Below are 17,741 nucleotides of genomic sequence, written 5' to 3' on the forward strand. Positions count from 1 at the left end.
GCATTCTCCGAGTAGCATATGGCCTACGGCGTACTTTCAGGATACGTTTTGCAAACTCTCATGAATTCACATTGACGACATTGCGATGATGATTCCGCGTGGTTGGCTGAAATCGTTTGATTCAATAAAGCCATTCTGCGGTGATAAAGCGCGGTGATTTGTTTGTGGTTGAGTAAGAAAACCCTCATGGCTCTACGCTCAGGTATCCCTGGGTGCTGAACAACGACAAAGCCATAATTGTTTACCTTGGCTCCGCTTGCCAATTCCAGAATCATCTTTTGGACAGAGAGTTCGATCACGTCCGACATGAACACGCGTTCCACACGTCGGGTTTTGTACTCCATTAATGTGAGTCTTCCTTGGTGGCGATAGGCTCGATCAACACGCGCGATGAGTTTGATGGGGTGATCGAGTGAGAAAGTTTGCTCTGCGTAAGCCAGGCTGGCGTAACGCAATTCGTCCGGGAACCACCTGGGGCGCGTTCGACACCTGGCATGCCGTCTCACTCCACGTACAATACAGAGCAGCAGAAGCACCCAACCCACATGCAAGAGGATCGATAGAACAGTGGAAGTGCTCATTTTTTTTCGTGAGTGCGGGTGACAAGGCGAAGTGGCGCCTGGCGCCTCTTTTGTGCTTGTCGATATCGCGGCCAGCATAGTTGTTCGCGTAGACGCAAAAACACCGTCCGAACGAATCTCTCCATGTGTAAGCGCATCTTGCGTGCGGCCGATAGCCATGCCGGCATGACTTGGAACAGCCGCCTGTGGAGTTTGGGAGTGCGTGTAGCCAATTGGTCGGGCCTGATGAACGCCCGTTCCGACAGGCTTGGGAGCGCTAGTGAAGCGGCATCCAAGTCCAATGTTTCGATGAAGAACTTCACGTGTTGAAGCTCTCCATAGGCTCGTGCCTGCTCGCGTTCTGGCGAGCAGCGCGGGCCAAATCTGTCGGCCAGGACGATCTTGCGTTCGCAGTATCCCATCTCGGCCAGTTGGCTAGCACTGATACGAGGTAGCTCGTCGTTTTCCATGTTCACTCCTATTCGCTTCTTGATGGGCCAAAAAGCTCCATCGATGCCAAGGCGACGACCGTATCCTGACTTGGCGTGTTCGGTTCAGTCACAGGCTTGCCGAGCCGCAGCGCCTCCGAGGTCGACGTGGTTTGTCCGCATTGCTGTACCACCAGTCCGGCATAGGCCAAGGTACGCAGACGGTTCACGCGGCGCGGCCCCTTTGGAAACTTGATGAGATCGTCATACAGGGGCGGGTTGTCCGCGCGTTCCAGTTCCACGCTCAAGCGGATGGTGAGGGACCCGACCATGGTTAAGCCGTCCTGTTTAGCTGCTCAGTGCCATCTGTCCGAGCCGATGACGCGTCGGCCTGCTTGGCCAGCTCAGTGCCGGCAAACTGAAAACCTTTGACGTTGGCAAAGATCGGATCCTTGAGTTCCTGCAGCTCGTGATGCGGGAAGGCGGTTTTCAGTGCTTTGCGATAGAAGAAGGCGCCACCGCCGACCAGAATAATATTGTTGATGTCGGCAGCGTCGCCCACGTAGTGCAGCATTTCGGCGACAGCCTGCTCCGGGATTTTTTGCGCGAGCGGCAGGTGTTGGGCAATGTCGTACTCCTTTTGAAAGATGACCGGCTTTTTCCCCGTTCGCAGCGCCACATCGATCGCGTCGTATTCCCGGTAGTGAGAGCCTGTGGTTCGGCTGATGCCTTCGGTGATCGAGTGGAGCACGTCAAACATGCCGCGCGGTACCGAATGGCTGCGCTTGTCAATTTGCTGCATGCCTTGCGTCACCAGCCAGTCAAACGTTCGCCGACCCGGATCGATGATCAGATTCCGTTCCTTGCGCATCTGAGCAAGGCGTCCATGGGTCAGTCCGCAGTACATCAAGGCCCCGGACGGCTGTGCAATTGCCTTGACGCGCGCAACCGTGATCTTTTTGCCTTCGGCCAGGACGTGTTCACCGGTCACGCGGCGTTCCAGCGCCGCTACTTGCTTCTTGAGCTTATACGTGGCCACCGGCAGACCAAGTACCAGGAGATCGATCCGGTCGAGACGCATGTAATGCAGTGCACCCAGTAGCAAAGCCAGATATTCAGGCGTTGCACTGTAGCTGTCGTGTTGCAGCACGTTGGCATTGAAGATGTCGGAAGCGAGATGTGCGTCGGGTCCGACCTCGTAGTTCAAATCGTCAACCGGGACGCAGATGGTACGGCGTTTAGTGCCCCAGGTTTCTTGCTCAAAGGCCGTTTCACATGGGTGGGCCTGTGACGGGAACATCGCGCAGCGCACGTCGCCAGCGCTGACCGCTGCAATGAATTTGGTGTTTCCCCGGCCAACGTCCACGGCCCGCACGATGGGTTCCACTTCGTCCTCCTGATTGCTGCAAGTGATCAACAGTAATAGTGGGGTGGTAGGTACTCCATGAGAAAAGCCCGGCTTTTTTGGCAGAACTTGTAGTGAGTACGGCTCCAGACGCGTTGGGGAACGACTGGAGTCGCGCTGCGGCGCAGCTATACTGGCGTGAGAATGCATCGCATCTGCGCTGGAATCGTGCCGCACCGCAGACGTACGTTGGTTGTTCATCTGTGCGCTTGGTTCAGTCCGTTCCGATGTTCAATACCATTTACAATCAGAGGAATGACGACGCGGCGTTCTTCATAGGGAGAAATCCTCGCCAGAAGCACTTACCAAATAAATTCGACCTCAATCACAAATTTTCAGCGCCGAAAATCGGCTTGACATTCGAAAAAACTGATCATATTCTGTGACGACTGTCTGGACCCACTTCCAGGGACATCGCGTTCCGAATGTGGCGCTGGCAAGCGTGGTATGCCGTTGCAGTCGTTACCTGTCTATCGAAGCGAAGTTGGTCGGCCGCGCCCTGCGGTCGAGTTGAGTGGTATGTCAGTGAAGAAGTAGGTCGGGCTGCCCCTGCCGGGGGTAAATGCTCGCGCGTGATTTCTCGTCAAGAGACGCTTGTCAAATCGGAGAGGGCCTTGCGGCGCTCCGTCGCTAATTTACGATCCTGGTAGTGTCGATGTATCGCCTGCGGCCGCGAACCGCAGGAGAGTGATTTATCACCTATTCAATCTTCCTGCTGTACGAAGAGCCTATCGCGGTGCCTTGTTGTGACGTTGCCGGAGAAGCTTCGATCAACCTGGTTAGTGCGCAATCACGAAGCGGCCTGGTGGTAGGGCTGATGGGATGACCGTGAGGGAAGAGGGGCAAGGTCCTGGTTCAATTGAGAGTTGCCGGGGCACCTAAATGTCTTTGTGGCGCAAGCGCCGCACTGCTCGCGCAAGACGCGGGGACTAACACAGAAGGAGAAATTCGCTGGTTATTCGCATGAGCATTTTTAAGACACCGCGCCTTCGGGCAAACAGAAAATCCGCCATCGACGCTGAGATAGGGACAGCGCGTTGGAATATCTAGAGTACATCTCCCTCGTTGGCGCAGCAGGCCGGGCGCCGATGCCAGTTGAAGGCCACACCGGGGGCATGCGCGCCAGACAGTGCAGCATGCTAAATCGACAATCCTGAGTTTCGGGAGGGAGAAGTCATGACCCACAACACACAATGGAGGGGGCAGCTCGATGCGTTGCTGGACGCGTTTAATGAAAAGCATGCCAGCTTAGGGAAGGGGATTTCGCATAGCACCAGACAGGCGCGCAGCCAGGGCTTGTACCGGATCTTCGCGTTACTGCGCAAATTGGGATTCAAGCCAGTACCTGAAAACCTGGCGGAACGGCATGTGCGCGCGTTGATGGCCTACTGGACGGCGCAGCCGGTACCGGCAGATGTGTTGCTCGACATGCCGATGAGCATACCGCGCCGGGCGTATCCCTGCAGCGCAGCCTACATTCAGCAGCAAATGAGCTTTATCCGGGTCTTCGCCAGCTGGATCGGCAAGCCGGGCCTGGTGCGCAGTGCCGAGAGCTATGTGAGCGATCCGGCGCTGGTACGCCGCTCCTATGGGGCGCTGATCGACAAGGGGTGGGAGAGCCATGGTCTTGCCGTCGATGAGGTCATTGCCGCCGTCGATGCGGTGGACAGCCACGTGGGAGGGCAGCTGGCGATGATGATCGCTTTTGGCCTGCGCCGCAAGGAAGCCGTGATGTTTTGCCCGCGCGCAGCCGAAGTACCGGCGTATGCCTTGCCGGCCCAGCATCCTCGATCCGATCACTATATTAGTTTTTTGCGCATCAAGCGCGGGACGAAGGGCGGCCGGTTGCGCTATGCGGCAGTGCGTACAGCCCAGCAAAGGCAAGCGCTGGCGCGTGCACGCTGTCTCGCCCGGCAGGACTGGGGGCATATCGGCCATCCTGGACTGTCCTTGAAACAGTCGCTGGACCTGTTTTCGAATGTGGTGCGTTCAGTTGGGTTGACCAAGAATAACCTGGGCGTCACGCCACACGGCTTGCGGCACCAGTTTGCCGGTGATCTGTACTTTGATATCACGCAGGTGCAGCCGCCTGTGCGGGGCGGCGAGTTGTTCATCGATCGGGAGGTCATGGCGGACGCTTATCGGCAGGTGGCCGAACAGCTGGGGCATTGTCGGAAGCAGATCAGCAACGCGTATCTGGGATCGCCGGTGGGCCGGCGCAGTGGTGAAGTGGATTTAATGGGAGCGGTATCATGAAACGGGGACATTGGCAGCGTTGGTCGTCAGGGAATCCGCGTGCGCGGTGGGGCAAGCGCACCGTGGCCGGTGATGGTGGAGAAGAGCGAATCGAGGATGGAAAAACTGGCGGCTCCCGTGCGCCGCGTGCGCCGCGCGAGCGCCATGGAGCCGTTCTGGCCCGTTCACACGGTGTGAGCGGCATGCTGTTTCGATGTGCGTCGCAGTTGTTCAATGCGATGCGCATGCGCCGGCTACCAGACCATCGCCGGCGTATTAGTCAATCGCGCGCGGTGCTGCGGGCGGTGCGGCAGTTCACGGGGGAGGGATACGCAGCACGGTGCCTGGCTTATTTGCGCAGTGTGGATCCGCTGGTGTTCGAAGAAGTGGTGCTGTCGGCCCTGGAAGACGCCGGGCTATTTATCCTGCGCAACCAGAGGTATTCCGGGGATGGCGGGATTGACGGCAAGGTGTGGTTGCCTGGGCATGGCTGGTATGCGGTGCAGTCGAAGCGCTATGGCGGCCATGTGAACCATCATCACGTGGCGGCCTTTGGCGAGGCCATTTGCCGTCATGGGGTTGGGGCCGGACTATTTCTGCATACCGGGCGTAGTGGTGCTGCCGTGTATTCGCATCTGGCCAAAAGCAAAGTGGTGCTGGTCAGCGGAGCCAGTTTGGTACAACTGGTATTGGGGAGGCGCGCGGGGGAGGTGGTATGGAACTGAATGCGGAGAGCCGCCAGTTGTTGCGAGCATGCCGGACGGCTGGATCCACCTACACGGTGATCGAGAAGAGCGGGAGCAAGGGTATTGAGGTGGCCGATGCCCGCCTCGCGGCGCAAGCTTATTATGATGCGCCAGTGGAGGGGCGGCCGTTTGTTATCTGCAATTTCAGTCACACATCGTGCGTGATTGCTGACACGCGGCGCGTTTCGCGATGTGGTCGTCTGGAAAAGCATGTGATCGTGACTTGTGACGATGGGGGAGAATTCATGCGCTGTTTTGATCAATTGGTGCATGAGCGCTTTAGACTGCTGCAAACAAGCCAAATTTGAGAATGAACGACGTGCCCGTCAAAGCAGCGGGTTGTTATAGGCAGATAATTTTTTCGGACCCGGATGTATTTCAGCAGGTGAGTCGACTGTTCCAAACTTCTTCGCAGCAGTAACGGGTTGACAGGCATCCGGTTGCTGAAGGATGACAGCAGCCGATGACTGTGTCCGGATCGCTATCGGTGATCTGCCTGGGAACGCATCGAGCAACCTTGAACTATCGATTTTCGGTGAACTTTCGTCCTGGTGCGGCTTGAATTCGTCAATAACTACTGCAAAAATAAGAGTGCTTTCTGTGAGAATCGCTCTCACATTGCTCCTGCCGCATCCATCGCGGATGTCTGGCAGGATCTTGCCACTCACGTGGTGAGCGTTGCGGTCGTCACCCGTCATTCAGTCGTCGAGTAGGATTTCGACACGTTGCTTCGGCAACCGATCTTTGCTTGGTCACTTGCCAGGCTGATTTGCGCAAGCAGAGGATCGTTTGCGTCAAGGAAGTACAGTTCACTGGATACTTCTCAGGTTAGGCCCCTGTTCTTAGGAATGGTGGGCCTTCTTTCGCTTGCCTATCGGTTCTTAACGATAGCCAGGCATATCTTCTCGTGTGCGGGGCATCGCGGTCCCCGTGCGGGGCCATGGTGCCTTCTTTTTTTGGAGAGCAATCATGTCCCAACGACAATTTCTACAGGATCAGCCATACCCGCTTTGCATTTTGCTCGGTGGCACTGGGTTACGTGAGGTGAGCGGGGAGGTGCATGTCGCGTGTGCACTGCTCCGGTCAAGCTCAGGCGACCCTCGGATATCGCACGCTTCGGCACGCGTGCAGATGCCAACTCAGTGTCATCCTGGCAGTGTGTTCCCGTACCTGAGGTCAGGCATAGGATCGTTGTTTACCTGTGTTGTTCACATCGCGACCAAGCTTTGGTTGCGGCGAACCCAGCTGATGCGGCGCCTTGCCCGGAGTGATTCACATTCCAGACAAGGCGCTTGCTGAGGAGGCCGATATGGGAACCAGGGTATTTGGAAGGGGCGTCGAGCCTGGTGGAATGGAACTCGACAATGAGCACTTTGAGGCGGAGTGCCCGGCATGTTCGCATGAACGTGCCAGGTATCACAGCTGGGAAAGCGCCGAGTCTGGCACGATTAATCAGCACTGGAGCATTGATTGCCCCGCATGCGGTTATTCGTTACCCGACGAGGGAGAGTGCTAAATAGATTGTCTCGTTTGCTTGTTGAAGGAGCGAGGCGTGGGGCGATGAGGGAACACCAGCATCCGATGGGATGCCGGCGTTCCCTTTTGTTTTTGGTGGAGGACATCATGCAAAACGGTGGAGAGGTAAGGACCGGAAAGCGGCGGCGCTCCTTGGTCGAGGTTGAAGAAGAACGGGTTTGGGCGAGCCTTTATCGGCGCGCGGCCGACCCGATGATTGCCGCCGAGCTGGTGGCGCATCTGGAAAAGAGCAGTGAATTGCGATTTCAGCATAGTGGCCTGTACCTGCGCTGCAAACATGTGCTGCGAAGGGAAAAAGCGCGCCAGGTGCGCCTTCGAAGGATGGGAGCGGGGATCCGTTGGGTCATGCATATGGCGATCGGTGCTCCTCTTGGCTTTGCTACAAGGCTGTGCAGGTCGACAGGAACGATCTTCCTGGCCTGTCTGCCGGAACGCGAGGAAAAGGCTGGCGCTCAGCTACGCAGGTTGACCACTGGGGATGCCAATCCGGTGGATTCGGGCCAGGGGGTATCTCCGTCAGAAATTGCTCACCCCTTGCGTGACAACGCAGCGGCTGACGCTGGGCAACAGGCCAATATCGGCGCATCTCAACGTTCGGCAAAGCGCGCTGGGGGAAGGGAGCGTTAATTCACGATCGCATGTGGAAGGGCGGCGATGAGGTCGCCCTTCAAGGATAAGTGTTGTTGCTGATGATGTGAGCTCTGGGAGCCGCCTGATGCCTGGGCGGACTACCAGAAAGCCAGCTATCGGTGAAGTATTGAGCAGGCCGACATGCGGCACGATGCCACTGTCTCGTCGATAAGCTTATGCAGTAGCCGCGTCTCGTCAGCCCGTCCCTGTAAATGCTGTTTGCATTGCTCGACGTAGGCGTCGAGATCGGCGAGCTTTCTGATACCGACTGGTTCGAAGCCGGTGATGTAGCGCAGACGCTCGACGTCTCTCGACGTCAGGCGGATATGTACGCCAAGTTGCAACATATTTTCTCCGATTGCAGCCCTCATCAGATCCGTCATCCAGCACAGATCGTTTTCCGTATATGTGTTGCTCAGGATAGTCATCCATCGAGCAGATTTCAAGTTGCCAGCATGTACAAGGCTGGCCTCGTCCAGGCTCGTGCTATTTGCCGGCATCGATTGCCCAGGGCGTTTCAATCCCCTCAAGCATGGAGGTCATCATGAAACATCAATTTTCACCTTGGAAGAGGAGTGGGACACCCTGCGCCAGCGCAGCTGGACAAGTCGACCCGCTCATCGAGCAGTTAGAGGCGCTGCCTCCCGGTACGCGGGTTGTGACCCGGGACGGCGCGCAGTTTATTCGAACAAACAGGACGTGCATTTGTTTTTGCGACCTGACGACAGGGCATCTGTGTTCAGCAAAGGACCTTTGCTATGTACATGGAGGTTCCACTGGCGGTGAGATCGGGCATTTGCACTGAGGAGTATTGTCATGAACGAAGTCATCAACATAACCATTGGTTTGATTTATCACGAGTACCGCCGTGCGCTTGACATCCGTTACGACGAACGGCGGCGACACGACTTGATGAGCGTGATGTTGTATCGCGCCGAGGAGATGGGATATGACGACTACAAGCGGGGCAATGAGCAGGTGCCGCGCTTGTTTCACCAGGAGGTCGGATTGCGGGACGCCTGGCTGATGGGTTTTGCGCAGGCCGCGATCAGCGACAGTGTGGAGCAGTTGCGGGAGCTGCAAAGGAAGCGTCAGCGGGATCCTGCCGAAGCGGTAGAACCTCACGGAGGCGATGATGGACGATGCTAATGAGGTTCATGGTCTTGCTGTCGTCCTGCAATACATGGATGCGTCCGAGAGGTGGCGTCCGGACAGTGATGAGTTGGTGCATCTGGAAGCATTTCAGGCCGCACTGCACTTGGGTTACGAAGATTACTTCGCAGGACGTGAAGTAATGCCGATGACTTTCCTGTTCAACGAGTCATTGCAACAGGTGTGGTTCGAGGGACATCAGATGGCCAAGAGTGCAGCAGCAATGCGCTTATGTCGTGCTCACGGTGGCTGGAGATGTACATGTGCTCAAAGGCCTGACGGGGTCTGTTGGAGAAATGGGCTACGGCAGTTCATCATGAGCGAGAGGCAGAGCAGGGCTGCCCTCTTTGCCGCGATTGGTGAAGACAGTGTTTAAATACTGGCATAGAAACAGTTGGCGCCTCTACCAGAGGCGCTTTTTTTTTTGCGAGTCGATCGCTAGCAAGCCATATTGTGACATGTGAATCGTTGAGTATGCCCTAGCGCTGGTGCTCCTTGACGCGGGCATTTACGCTAATCTTTATTACTTTAGCCGAGGTTGAGGGTGACGTCAGCCAAATCACATAATTCCGGCGTATGTGAAATAAAAAACTCTTGTTGATAGCCACCCAGTTGCATGACCTGGCGCTTCATCGCAAGGAACATGCGTTTATGTTCGGCATCAAAGGCGCCATCTGCTTCGTCCGAGAAGAGCGTTTCGCTGCGCCGGCAGTTAGACTCGGCCAGATACAAGGCCATGGCGCGCGTGAGGCATTCGTTGATCCACACGCGTTCGCCTCCACTCATCTTGGATGCGCTCTTGGCGAAGCCGGTGTTGGCGTCGTGCACGATGACGTCAAATCCTTCCCTGGATTGCCCTTTGCCCGACTCAAGCAGCGTGCGGATGGATACCGTAAAACGTGGCCCATAGCACGCCATCAATAAATCGTTCGTGAGCATCGACAGGACGGGCCCCGCGTCGTCGATGGCCAGGGCGATGACCCCGTCGTTCCCCATGCATGTGGCGAACAGAGACCAGATTGCTGTTTGCTCTTCAATATGAGCGATGCGGGCATCCAGCAATGCCAGCGTTTGCTGGTGAGCCAGTAACTGGCGTTGAATCTCAGTCAGGCGGTGCTGGCGCCCGATCGCTTCGTGCAGTTGTGTTTCGCACTCTGCCAGCCTGCCCGCGCAGTGAACGATTTCCTGATCGGTCTGCGCGAGTCGAATCGGATCGAACGGCAAAGGCAGAGCGGAGAGTTGCTGTTCAATATGCTCACGTTCTATGCGAATACCATGTGCGATCTGAGCGCGCTCAGCAGCAATGGCTGTCAGATCCTTGTCGACGCGTGCTTTTTCCTGTTTTTCGGCATCCGTTTCATGGTCGACGGCCTGCGCGAGCAGGTGAATCCGGCGGATCACATCGTCGATACTGTCTCGTGTCTGCTCGATCTCGCTGGCGCGCGCAGCGACTTGCTGATTGGTTGAGCGTCGTTCCCGAGTACGATCCAGGCGGCGTAGTGCTCGTGCCAAGCGCTCTGCCGTGTCCGGCATTGCTGCGATTTGCGCGTCCAGCTGCGACAGCACCTCGGTTTGATGGCGCTGGGCGTGTTCCAGGCGGCGCAGCGATTGTTCGTGCTGGGGAATGATGGGACGGGCTGAGCGGGCATGTTCGAGTAGCTGGCATTGTCCCTGGAGCGCGGTCCCCGCGCAGGGAACGAGGGAGGTGAGTGAGAGGCGCTGGTGCAGTGTGCGGATTTGACATACCGTCTCACCGATTTCCCGGTTGAACCCATCGATCTTTTGCTGGGCTAGCGCACGCTCTGATGTTGCCTGCATATACCGATCATGGGATTGGCGGCAGGTTGCGGCATGATTGCTGCGGTATTCCTGCAGGCGTGTCAGGATCGGCAGCCTGTGAACGGCGCGGGTCACGCGTCGGTGATCGGCGTTGAGCAACCGCAGGTTCGCATGCCGGCTGACTGCAGCTTGAAATTCCTGCGCATGCTCGTGCCGCCGCTGCAAGATCTGTTGGATGATGGCCTGGCCTGCAGCGATGAGGTCGTGTTCTCGCTCGTCGATTTGCTGATTGCGTGTCTGCATCCGATCGCGCAGGTTCTGCAGTGTTTGGTTGAGCTGCTGGCGCTGGTTCACGTAGGTCGCAGCGACTGCCTGTTCCGCCTTGAGCGTCGCCAGGGCATTTTTGGCCTCATCCAGTTCTGCCAATGCTGCCTTCCTATGGCATTGTAGGGTATCGAGCGCACCGTCGGGCACGGCCAATTGCCGTGAAAGCGCGTGATGATCATCGATCTGTTGCTGTAGTAGCCGCCGCTCCTGCTGCAATCCGGAAAGCCCGCCGCGCAGCAGTTTCGCCGTCTCCGCAGCCTGTAGCCCCTTTGTCCGCACGCGCTCCAGTCCAAGCAGGTCACTCAATAGGGTTTTGATTTCCGCGTTGCGGTAGTGGGCCAGTTGGCGCCTGTTCTGCGCCGAAAACGCCGTAGTAAAGAAAGTGGCGGCTGGTCCGACGATATCCTCGATGCAGCGTTGGTACGATTCCATCCGACCGTCCGACACGGTTCCGTCCGGCAGTTGTGCGGGCTGCCATGCGCCAGCGCGGAACTGATGCAGGTAGGCCTCGCTCCTGCGTTTGCCGTTGAGCCGAATGATGATCTGTGTACGGTATCTCTGTCCCCCCATTTCCCAGAGGAGTTCCTTGCGGTTGACCGGCAAATACACCTCGTCATAGTAGGAAAAGCTGCCAAGGCCGTCAGCACCTGCCTTGGACGGCATGGTTGCATAGGGCGTCATATTGTCTAGCACGGTAGTTTTGCCTCGTCCGTTCGGGCCGACGATGGCCACTAGCTGGGCGCCGGCCGTGAGGCGCTCGAAATCGAGCGCCAATGTTTCTCTGTTCATCCCATCGCGAATGCCGATGAAACCCGTCAAGGTGAGGGAAAGAGGGCGCATGGTGATCTCTCCTGGTCAAGGTGTCTTCCGGTCTTTAGTATGAAGCGGCGCACGCGCGCCTCAAGGCTCCACAGTCCCGTTTCGCGCAGCGTGGCCTCGGCTTGTGCAAACGTCGTCTGCAACTGCCTCTCTTGACAGCGCAGCCATCGCAATGTCGGCGGGTGAGTGAGTAGCTAACTGGGCCAAACAAGCCAATAGTGGTGGTGCTGGCGTGTCGACCTGGCGTGCCCAGGCATCGATTTGCTTTTCAAGTTGATGGCAGCGAGCCATTCCCTCTGCTCTGGCACGCGTGATCGGGAGCACTCGGCCTTCGAGCTTGATGCCTGCCGCGCCACGAAACAGTGCCGTGATCGCTTCTCGGTCGATGGTGGCGCGTTCCTCTTCGAGGCACTGCCAGCGGATACGCACCCAGGCGCCTTCGATGGGGTGGTTAGCGACGTATTGGTGCAGTGCATCCATCTCCGGTGGCCCGGCAAACGCCAGCTCCAGCGTGCGGCGAGCCGGCGTTGCGACGAGTTCGCAGCTAGCGCTGTCCGCGGTGACTTCCCACATCAGGAAACCCTTATTGCCTTGTTCGCTGTAATGCAAGCGTCCAATGGAGCCGGGGTAGGCGATCACCTGTCCGTTGTGGTCCCACGCCTGATGCAGGTGAATATGCCCCAGCATGAACGCATTGGCCTGTGCCTGAAACAGCGCGCCTGCGGTAAATTCATGGTCGAGTCCCGCCATCGGTACCCCATGTTCTGTCATGCAGCCGATGACGGTACCGTGGGAGAGCGCGATGGTGGGAATGTCCCGTTGGCGCGCCAGTAGATTGCCTGGCGCGTAGCCGGCCAGAAGGTCAGCCAAATAGTGCCCCATGGCCTGTCCGGCTTGTTCGGCACCGACACTGGCGGCCAAGTTCGCCTTGTTCATGGTCGGAACGCAGGAGCAGAGGAGGGCGCAGTCCGTGTCGCGCCAGTCATTGGCATCGAAGCGCGAGTGTGTGGAAGCCGTCCATTCACGCCGACTGTTGAGAATGACCTGCTGCAGGCGGTTGGCCACGTGTATGGGATAACGGCCCCCTAGCAGGGAAAGCAGATCCAGCGTACCGGGTGGTTCGTGTGAAAACGTCCCTTGCAGCATCAGCACCGGGCAATGATCGGCCAGGCGCCGGATCTGGCGCGCGAGCGCCATCAACGCCGGCGAATGGGCATCCAGGGCATGATCGGTGGTATCGCCGGTAATGACGGCGACTTCTGCCTGTCTTGCGATCGCCTGGTCCACGGCATAGGTGAAGCACGTACCGACCTCGGGCAAGGTCGATACGGCATAGTGCAAATCGGAGAAATGAGCGATGCGCATGCCTATTCTCCCTTGGCTGGCGCTGTTGGCGCACGCTGCCGGGATGACGGCGTGTCCGACGCGCGCAGGCGGGCGTTGACCTTTTCGCAGAAGCCTTCAGGATCATTCTGATAGCGTTCCAGTTCGGCCAGCACGCGTTGGCGGCCATTTGCATTGCGTCGCCAGCCGGATCCCCATTGGCGGTCAGCAAAGAGGTCAAAGCGCTCCCGGTCTACGCCATAGGCCGCTGCCAGGTCAAACAGGGTGCTGATCGCTTCATCTTCGCCGCAGTTGTTGGCCTGCTGATGTGGCGTCAATGGCGTGGAGTCAGAGGCCGCTTTTTGCTGCATGGAGGCTTCACTCTGTGCCGGTTGCTCCAGTGGCACGTCAGGTGCCTCATTGGGATGGAGCTGTACTGAGGCAATGTCTTGTTGTTCGTTTTGCCCTTGCAGGATATGGGCGGCCTGATCGGCTAGGTGTAGAGCGCTTTCATCGTCATGCTGGATCAGGAGGGAAGAGACATCGATTGGTGCTTCCAGCTCGATGATCCAGTGTGCGCTGCGCACGGATTGCCCCGTTTTTGGATCGATATGCGAGACATCGCGCAGCTTTTTACTGAAATAGAAGGGTGTGCGGTGCTGATCGAGGAAACCGGCCAGGCGGCCGCCGCGCATGAACGAGATGGTTTCAAAGCGCTCGATGGCGCGGCTCATGGCATAAAAACTATTTGTGTGCAGGACGAAAGCATCGATCGAGGCAATGCCGGGAATGTAGAAAATGAATTTCCCGGTCAGGTTGCATTGCCGGTTCTGAAATTCCGGGCAATTTTCGGGATCGCAGACGCCGTTGTTTTCTGGTCGTAGTTGCACTGGGCGCCCGCCGAAGGTACGAACCACGCGTTGGCTGCGCTCATCAAAACGCACGGGCGCATACATTTTGCAGTAGCGCGTATGGCCATCTGACGCATATTCGCTCCAGTAGCGCTTGTCATTGCGTGCCCAGGCGGCCAGCTCATGTGGCATGACCAATTGCCAGGTGTCGGCCGGGAAAATAACCGGAAAACGATACAGCCGGATGACGCCGTCGCCGCGATCCTCGCCAAACGCTGCAAGAATCTGCGCTGCCAAGGCCGGATTGGGAAAGTCATTCGGACGTACGGTGAACCAGGCCACATTTTTGGGTACCAGCGGTGTCTTGATGTCCGGGAATGCCTCGGCAATCTTTTGTCCGATCTCTTCAAACGAACAGTTTGAGGCCAACCCTTGCTCGTAGATCGCCTTCGCTTGCGGATTGTTCGCGGCCGCCTTGGTCAGCACTTTGATGCCGGCGCGGATCGTGCCGCCCGTGGGAATGCGGGCCGGCCGTTCGCCAAGGACCGTTGGCGGAGCGCCTTGCGCAAGCGAGCGATTGACGATTTCCTTATCCATGATGGTCTCCTTTACATAAAAATAAGCGATGAACCATCCTCTCATTGGCCGGTAGCGAGTCAACCCCGTGATCCTTTTCCAGACGCTCTCCTACCGGGCGAGCGAACGTAGGTAGTGAAGGGATGGCAAGATTGATTGAATTCAGGCGCGGAAGGCGCCTGGATGTGGCGGCTTGCGGGGACCTGTCGCCAGCAGGCGTCGCACGGCACCGGTGCGTGTCCCAAGATAAAACGCGATCTCCTCGGGTGTGCAGCGGTCGGCGCGCAGGCGATGCGCGACCGAGCGGCGCGCGCCCAGCACACCAAGGCCAGGCGGATTGGCATAGCGGAAGATGCGTTGCAGGACATCGTGCAAGCCCTTCTCGGCAGCAGCTTTCGTCGATGACGAACTAAACGACTCACCGGTCCGGCTGAGAAACAGGCTACTTTCGCCCTGGAGTCCCCGGTATTCGCTCCGATCGCTGACACCGAATCCAGCAGCCAGGCGCCACGCCAAATAGGCGTCGAGCCAATACAGGGCTGTTGCGTCGCGCAGCAGAAGGGGGCGTGCTATGCCATTCGAAGCGGCACTTGCCGGCAGCCATGGCGGAGAGCGGTGCTGGCCCACCGCATCGACGTAATCGGCAACGGTCAATCTGGCGATCTCATTCGGACGTGCGCCGGTATGGATAAGCATGAGGAGAAGGGCGATATCGCGCTGTTTGCAGCGGCTATGCCGTGCCGTGTGCAGCACCAGCTGGTCAACGTGTGCCTGGGTAATGATCGGCGGTGAGGTTGTGGCGGCCTGTTTCGCCAGCGGCACGAAGTGTTCCAGTGCCTCCAGGTAGTCTTTTCCATGCGCGCGGATGACATGGGCAGTGGGAGCACAGTCCTCATCGAGGCCGACCACACCAACGACTGTCTGCAGATCCCGCGCCAAATCCGTGACGGATTTGGAGACAGTCGACTTCGTTACACGGAACCGCGCTGCAATCTGGTCATAGGTCTGCCCTTGAAGCATGGCCAGAAGCCAGGTCGATGCGAAGGAAGGGGGGCGTGGTTCCATATTTGGGCCTGCGTGGCAACGGTGCTTTTCACGATTCTTGCCGGGCCAGCTGCATGGCTCCAGTCGAAATTGCCCCTTTAAACAAGGTGTTTCGATGGTACAAGGAGAAAGAAGACTGCAAAAGCATGTATGAAGTGTCTTAGAATGGCGTTGACTTGGCATGCGTCCTCAAGTCGCAGACAGGCGACACCCAAAACTTGTACTACTTTTAAGGAGTTCATATGGATATCTCATCATTATCACTGGCCGAGTTAAAAAAGCTAGAAGCGCAAGCAATTCAAGAAATCAAGGCCCGACAAAAAGGCGAGTTGGAAAAAGCCCGTGCGGAAATGCTCGCAATTGCACAGCGGGTCGGCGTGCCACTAACACAGTTGATCTCTGGCGTACCGAAAAATACAGCAAAGGGGGAGAAGAAAGCGGTTGCTGCGCAGTATCGCAACCCTGACAATCACGAACAGCAATGGAGTGGTCGCGGGCGCCAACCTTTGTGGGTCAAGTCCTGGCTGGAGAGGCATCAATCACTTGATGGATTACGTATATAACTTTAACTGCCTGGGCATTTCGGGGTCTTTCCGATCGGAGGCCAGTCTCATCAGCAGTTGGATATTGCGGATGTTCAACAGATAATTTCAGATTTTCTAGGACTTGACGCTCAGATACAGCCAAAAATATGTGTAGCATTGGAACGGGTTAATTTTGCGCTCAGTCTACGCCATTTGGGTGACTTAGTAATTGACCTTTGTATGGCGATCGAGTCTTTGGTAGGAAGGAAAAAGACGAACGACTTGATACAAGGTAACCTGTAACGACTACGAAATGCTGTTACCTCTAAGCAGGCGATTTTGACATTAAACGAATGCGAAATTTATACGGGAGGGTATTTTTTGAGGTTGTTTGAAAGGAGCTGGTAAATGTATTTTGGAGTTGGCGGTATTTTGTAGTGCTGACTTAATTTATATATGACTACTTTTTTGGAAATTGGGAGTTGCATTGGGAACCAGTGATTTTATTGCTAGCATTGCTTTAGCCGTTTCCGCTTTGGGCTTGTTTGTTTCGATATTTAGTGTGCTTTACGCGAAACGTCAAAGTCAGTATGCACACATAGACGCGCAAAACAGTTATCGAGCACAGTTGACCGAAGCGCACCGATACTACTATCAGAAGGTTTTGGACGTAGAGGAGAAGCATGCCGGTGAGTTGAGAGACCTCATGAGTTTGGCAAGCGACGCATTAAGCCAAGTGATCGTTTTAGCTGATTCTTACGACCGAGAAGTTGCATCACATCCCTATATGCGTCATTTACTTCATGAAGCTTCCGAGATGATCTTTGTTGCTTTTAAAGGGCAAATGGGATGGCAGGCAGGATTGAACCTTCTGCACCGTGCTCAAGCCTTCAAGCGGTTCGAAGTTGATCACGATCTGGCAAAAAGTGCGGACATTGGGACTGATTTTCGTAATGCAACTAGATTCGAATATTTTAAGGATCGCGATAAATGGCAGGAACAAGACTTACTTATTAATGGCAATTTTCATAGATTGGTGAGTTTATTTTCTAAGCGTTTAAAAACGGAGTTTGCTACTGAGTTCTCTGATAGGGTTGATAAAATAATTTATCCGATACAGAAGAAACATGCAGGCATACGTGAGGCCATGCTGCAAAGTTCCGAGGAATTGGGTCGCCTCCTGCGCGAGGGAGAAAGAGCTCATTTTCCGTTGCGTGAATCACCTCAGATATTTAATAGATTATCCCATCGAAAAGCTACCCTAAACACGCTTTCGTGCTTTACAGTCCATGGCGATAGCGCCAATGCTGATCCGCTCAAGTACCTCTACATTTGCTTTGTACTTCATGCTTTTTCCGATTTTAGCAGTTGGGGGTGGGAACATCGTGACCTGCTGTGAGTTCTTGCACGAATTAAATGGGGCGATTTAAGTTTTAGGGGGAGTACTTCAGTTTAGTTTTCCATTTGCCCGTCTAATCCATTTGCAGATTTAAGTCCCAGCGCAAGTTATTAGAGACGGTTGGATAATTTAGCGGAAATTTAGTCGGTGCAGTAGCAACGATCCCATGGCCAGGTAAATTAACAGCTCCATTTGGTGGACTGGGCCAAGCCACTTTGTGCTAGAGCTTGCGATACGTTCCAGTTCGAGGGGATTACGGCGGTGACAGACAGGAGTGTGGAAAGGAAGAACGAAAAACTACCAATAATAAAAATGAAAACAATGCTTAAACTTCGTGATAAGGTCACGCAATAAATAGTTACAGCATCGGTTGGTTGTTCCAGTACTTTTTGGACTGCAGCGCTTAC

18 protein-coding genes are annotated in these 17,741 nt (G+C 56.1%); 8 read left to right on the plus strand and 10 right to left on the minus strand.

The window, feature by feature from the left end; translation table 11 throughout:
* Positions 1-23: 23 nt before the first annotated feature.
* From BM193_RS14825 to BM193_RS14835, 4 genes are read right to left on the minus strand one after another with little or no spacing between them, the layout of a single operon-like run.
* A complete protein-coding gene (locus BM193_RS14825) occupies positions 24-581 on the minus strand; it encodes a PD-(D/E)XK nuclease family protein (RefSeq protein ID WP_175533297.1) in 558 nt (185 codons plus the stop codon).
* The gene (locus BM193_RS28785; RefSeq protein ID WP_175533298.1) at positions 578-1,030 is read right to left on the minus strand and encodes a hypothetical protein; all 453 of its coding nucleotides are present in this window, start codon (positions 1,028-1,030) and stop codon (positions 578-580) included. The genes BM193_RS14825 and BM193_RS28785 overlap by 4 nt, the downstream gene beginning before the upstream one ends.
* An 8-nt stretch (positions 1,031-1,038) precedes the next feature.
* On the minus strand, positions 1,039-1,320 hold the full coding sequence (locus BM193_RS14830; protein WP_092797258.1) for a hypothetical protein: 282 nt from the start codon (positions 1,318-1,320) through the stop codon (positions 1,039-1,041).
* A gap of 2 nt (positions 1,321-1,322) precedes the next feature.
* Positions 1,323-2,375, minus strand: a complete 1,053-nt coding sequence (locus tag BM193_RS14835) for a PRTRC system protein D (RefSeq protein WP_092798001.1) — start codon at positions 2,373-2,375, stop codon at positions 1,323-1,325.
* Positions 2,376-3,569: 1,194 nt separating this feature from the next.
* Here BM193_RS14835 and BM193_RS14840 point away from each other — a divergent pair.
* The 3 genes from BM193_RS14840 to BM193_RS28415 are packed head-to-tail and all read left to right on the plus strand — an operon-like array spanning position 3,570 to position 5,682.
* The gene (locus BM193_RS14840) at positions 3,570-4,649 is read left to right on the plus strand and encodes an integrase domain-containing protein (protein ID WP_092797259.1); all 1,080 of its coding nucleotides are present in this window, start codon (positions 3,570-3,572) and stop codon (positions 4,647-4,649) included.
* Positions 4,646-5,353 carry a restriction endonuclease gene (locus BM193_RS14845; RefSeq protein WP_092797260.1) on the plus strand — a complete coding sequence of 236 codons (708 nt, stop codon included), beginning with the start codon at positions 4,646-4,648 and terminating at the stop codon, positions 5,351-5,353. The genes BM193_RS14840 and BM193_RS14845 overlap by 4 nt, the downstream gene beginning before the upstream one ends.
* Positions 5,344-5,682: a hypothetical protein gene (locus BM193_RS28415; RefSeq protein WP_139176079.1), complete on the plus strand. Its 339-nt coding sequence runs from the start codon at positions 5,344-5,346 to the stop codon at positions 5,680-5,682. Before BM193_RS14845 ends, BM193_RS28415 begins: the two co-directional genes overlap by 10 nt.
* 18 nt (positions 5,683-5,700) lie before the next feature.
* Here BM193_RS28415 and BM193_RS28420 read toward each other — a convergent pair whose 3' ends face one another.
* Positions 5,701-6,072, minus strand: a complete 372-nt coding sequence (locus tag BM193_RS28420; RefSeq protein ID WP_139176080.1) for a hypothetical protein — start codon at positions 6,070-6,072, stop codon at positions 5,701-5,703.
* An 862-nt stretch (positions 6,073-6,934) separates the two neighbouring features.
* Here BM193_RS28420 and BM193_RS14850 point away from each other — a divergent pair.
* On the plus strand, positions 6,935-7,537 hold the full coding sequence (locus BM193_RS14850; protein ID WP_092797261.1) for a hypothetical protein: 603 nt from the start codon (positions 6,935-6,937) through the stop codon (positions 7,535-7,537).
* A gap of 116 nt (positions 7,538-7,653) precedes the next feature.
* On the opposite strand, the gene BM193_RS29130 is transcribed toward BM193_RS14850, so the two are convergent.
* Entirely contained in the window at positions 7,654-8,040 is a 387-nt protein-coding gene (locus BM193_RS29130) for a hypothetical protein (RefSeq protein ID WP_254786204.1), read from the minus strand.
* A 316-nt stretch (positions 8,041-8,356) separates the two neighbouring features.
* Here BM193_RS29130 and BM193_RS14860 point away from each other — a divergent pair, with 316 nt between their 5' ends.
* Together BM193_RS14860 and BM193_RS14865 are read left to right on the plus strand one after the other, a co-directional pair.
* On the plus strand, positions 8,357-8,689 hold the full coding sequence (locus tag BM193_RS14860) for a hypothetical protein (protein ID WP_092797262.1): 333 nt from the start codon (positions 8,357-8,359) through the stop codon (positions 8,687-8,689).
* Positions 8,673-9,068, plus strand: a complete 396-nt coding sequence (locus BM193_RS14865; protein ID WP_175533299.1) for a hypothetical protein — start codon at positions 8,673-8,675, stop codon at positions 9,066-9,068. Before BM193_RS14860 ends, BM193_RS14865 begins: the two co-directional genes overlap by 17 nt.
* Before the next feature lie 152 nt (positions 9,069-9,220).
* Here BM193_RS14865 and BM193_RS14870 read toward each other — a convergent pair whose 3' ends face one another.
* The 4 genes from BM193_RS14870 to BM193_RS14885 all read right to left on the minus strand — a co-directional run bounded on the left by BM193_RS14870 (position 9,221) and on the right by BM193_RS14885 (position 15,432).
* Positions 9,221-11,638, minus strand: a complete 2,418-nt coding sequence (locus BM193_RS14870) for an AAA family ATPase (protein ID WP_092797264.1) — start codon at positions 11,636-11,638, stop codon at positions 9,221-9,223.
* A gap of 60 nt (positions 11,639-11,698) precedes the next feature.
* Positions 11,699-12,982 carry a metallophosphoesterase family protein gene (locus tag BM193_RS14875; protein WP_092797265.1) on the minus strand — a complete coding sequence of 428 codons (1,284 nt, stop codon included), beginning with the start codon at positions 12,980-12,982 and terminating at the stop codon, positions 11,699-11,701.
* 2 nt (positions 12,983-12,984) lie between these two features.
* Complete coding sequence (locus tag BM193_RS14880; protein WP_092797266.1) at positions 12,985-14,388, minus strand: recombination directionality factor; 1,404 nt, start codon at positions 14,386-14,388, stop codon at positions 12,985-12,987.
* 141 nt (positions 14,389-14,529) lie between these two features.
* Positions 14,530-15,432, minus strand: a complete 903-nt coding sequence (locus BM193_RS14885) for a site-specific integrase (protein WP_092832409.1) — start codon at positions 15,430-15,432, stop codon at positions 14,530-14,532.
* 221 nt (positions 15,433-15,653) lie between these two features.
* Here BM193_RS14885 and BM193_RS14890 point away from each other — a divergent pair, with 221 nt between their 5' ends.
* Both BM193_RS14890 and BM193_RS28425 read left to right on the plus strand, forming a co-directional pair.
* Positions 15,654-15,974 carry an H-NS histone family protein gene (locus tag BM193_RS14890; RefSeq protein WP_092797268.1) on the plus strand — a complete coding sequence of 107 codons (321 nt, stop codon included), beginning with the start codon at positions 15,654-15,656 and terminating at the stop codon, positions 15,972-15,974.
* A 448-nt stretch (positions 15,975-16,422) separates the two neighbouring features.
* Positions 16,423-17,334, plus strand: coding sequence for a hypothetical protein (locus BM193_RS28425; protein WP_139176081.1), 912 nt, complete (start codon positions 16,423-16,425; stop codon positions 17,332-17,334).
* Positions 17,335-17,741 lie beyond the last annotated feature (407 nt).

This window comes from Janthinobacterium sp. 344 (assembly GCF_900112025.1).
In the GTDB taxonomy this organism is placed as follows: Bacteria; Pseudomonadota; Gammaproteobacteria; order Burkholderiales; family Burkholderiaceae_D; genus Janthinobacterium.

Excerpts from the sequence above, each read along its gene's own strand:
- BM193_RS14825 (WP_175533297.1), bottom strand. The coding sequence starts at position 581 with ATGAGCACTTCCACTGTTCTATCGATCCTCTTGCATGTGGGTTGGGTG.
- BM193_RS28785 (WP_175533298.1), bottom strand. The coding sequence starts at position 1,030 with ATGGAAAACGACGAGCTACCTCGTATCAGTGCTAGCCAACTGGCCGAG.
- BM193_RS14830 (WP_092797258.1), bottom strand. The coding sequence starts at position 1,320 with ATGGTCGGGTCCCTCACCATCCGCTTGAGCGTGGAACTGGAACGCGCG.
- BM193_RS14840 (WP_092797259.1), top strand. The coding sequence starts at position 3,570 with ATGACCCACAACACACAATGGAGGGGGCAGCTCGATGCGTTGCTGGAC.
- BM193_RS14845 (WP_092797260.1), top strand. The coding sequence starts at position 4,646 with ATGAAACGGGGACATTGGCAGCGTTGGTCGTCAGGGAATCCGCGTGCG.
- BM193_RS28415 (WP_139176079.1), top strand. The coding sequence starts at position 5,344 with ATGGAACTGAATGCGGAGAGCCGCCAGTTGTTGCGAGCATGCCGGACG.
- BM193_RS28420 (WP_139176080.1), bottom strand. The coding sequence starts at position 6,072 with ATGACGGGTGACGACCGCAACGCTCACCACGTGAGTGGCAAGATCCTG.
- BM193_RS14850 (WP_092797261.1), top strand. The coding sequence starts at position 6,935 with ATGAGGGAACACCAGCATCCGATGGGATGCCGGCGTTCCCTTTTGTTT.
- BM193_RS29130 (WP_254786204.1), bottom strand. The coding sequence starts at position 8,040 with ATGCCGGCAAATAGCACGAGCCTGGACGAGGCCAGCCTTGTACATGCT.
- BM193_RS14860 (WP_092797262.1), top strand. The coding sequence starts at position 8,357 with ATGAACGAAGTCATCAACATAACCATTGGTTTGATTTATCACGAGTAC.
- BM193_RS14865 (WP_175533299.1), top strand. The coding sequence starts at position 8,673 with ATGATGGACGATGCTAATGAGGTTCATGGTCTTGCTGTCGTCCTGCAA.
- BM193_RS14870 (WP_092797264.1), bottom strand. The coding sequence starts at position 11,638 with ATGCGCCCTCTTTCCCTCACCTTGACGGGTTTCATCGGCATTCGCGAT.
- BM193_RS14875 (WP_092797265.1), bottom strand. The coding sequence starts at position 12,982 with ATGCGCATCGCTCATTTCTCCGATTTGCACTATGCCGTATCGACCTTG.
- BM193_RS14880 (WP_092797266.1), bottom strand. The coding sequence starts at position 14,388 with ATGGATAAGGAAATCGTCAATCGCTCGCTTGCGCAAGGCGCTCCGCCA.
- BM193_RS14885 (WP_092832409.1), bottom strand. The coding sequence starts at position 15,432 with ATGGAACCACGCCCCCCTTCCTTCGCATCGACCTGGCTTCTGGCCATG.
- BM193_RS14890 (WP_092797268.1), top strand. The coding sequence starts at position 15,654 with ATGGATATCTCATCATTATCACTGGCCGAGTTAAAAAAGCTAGAAGCG.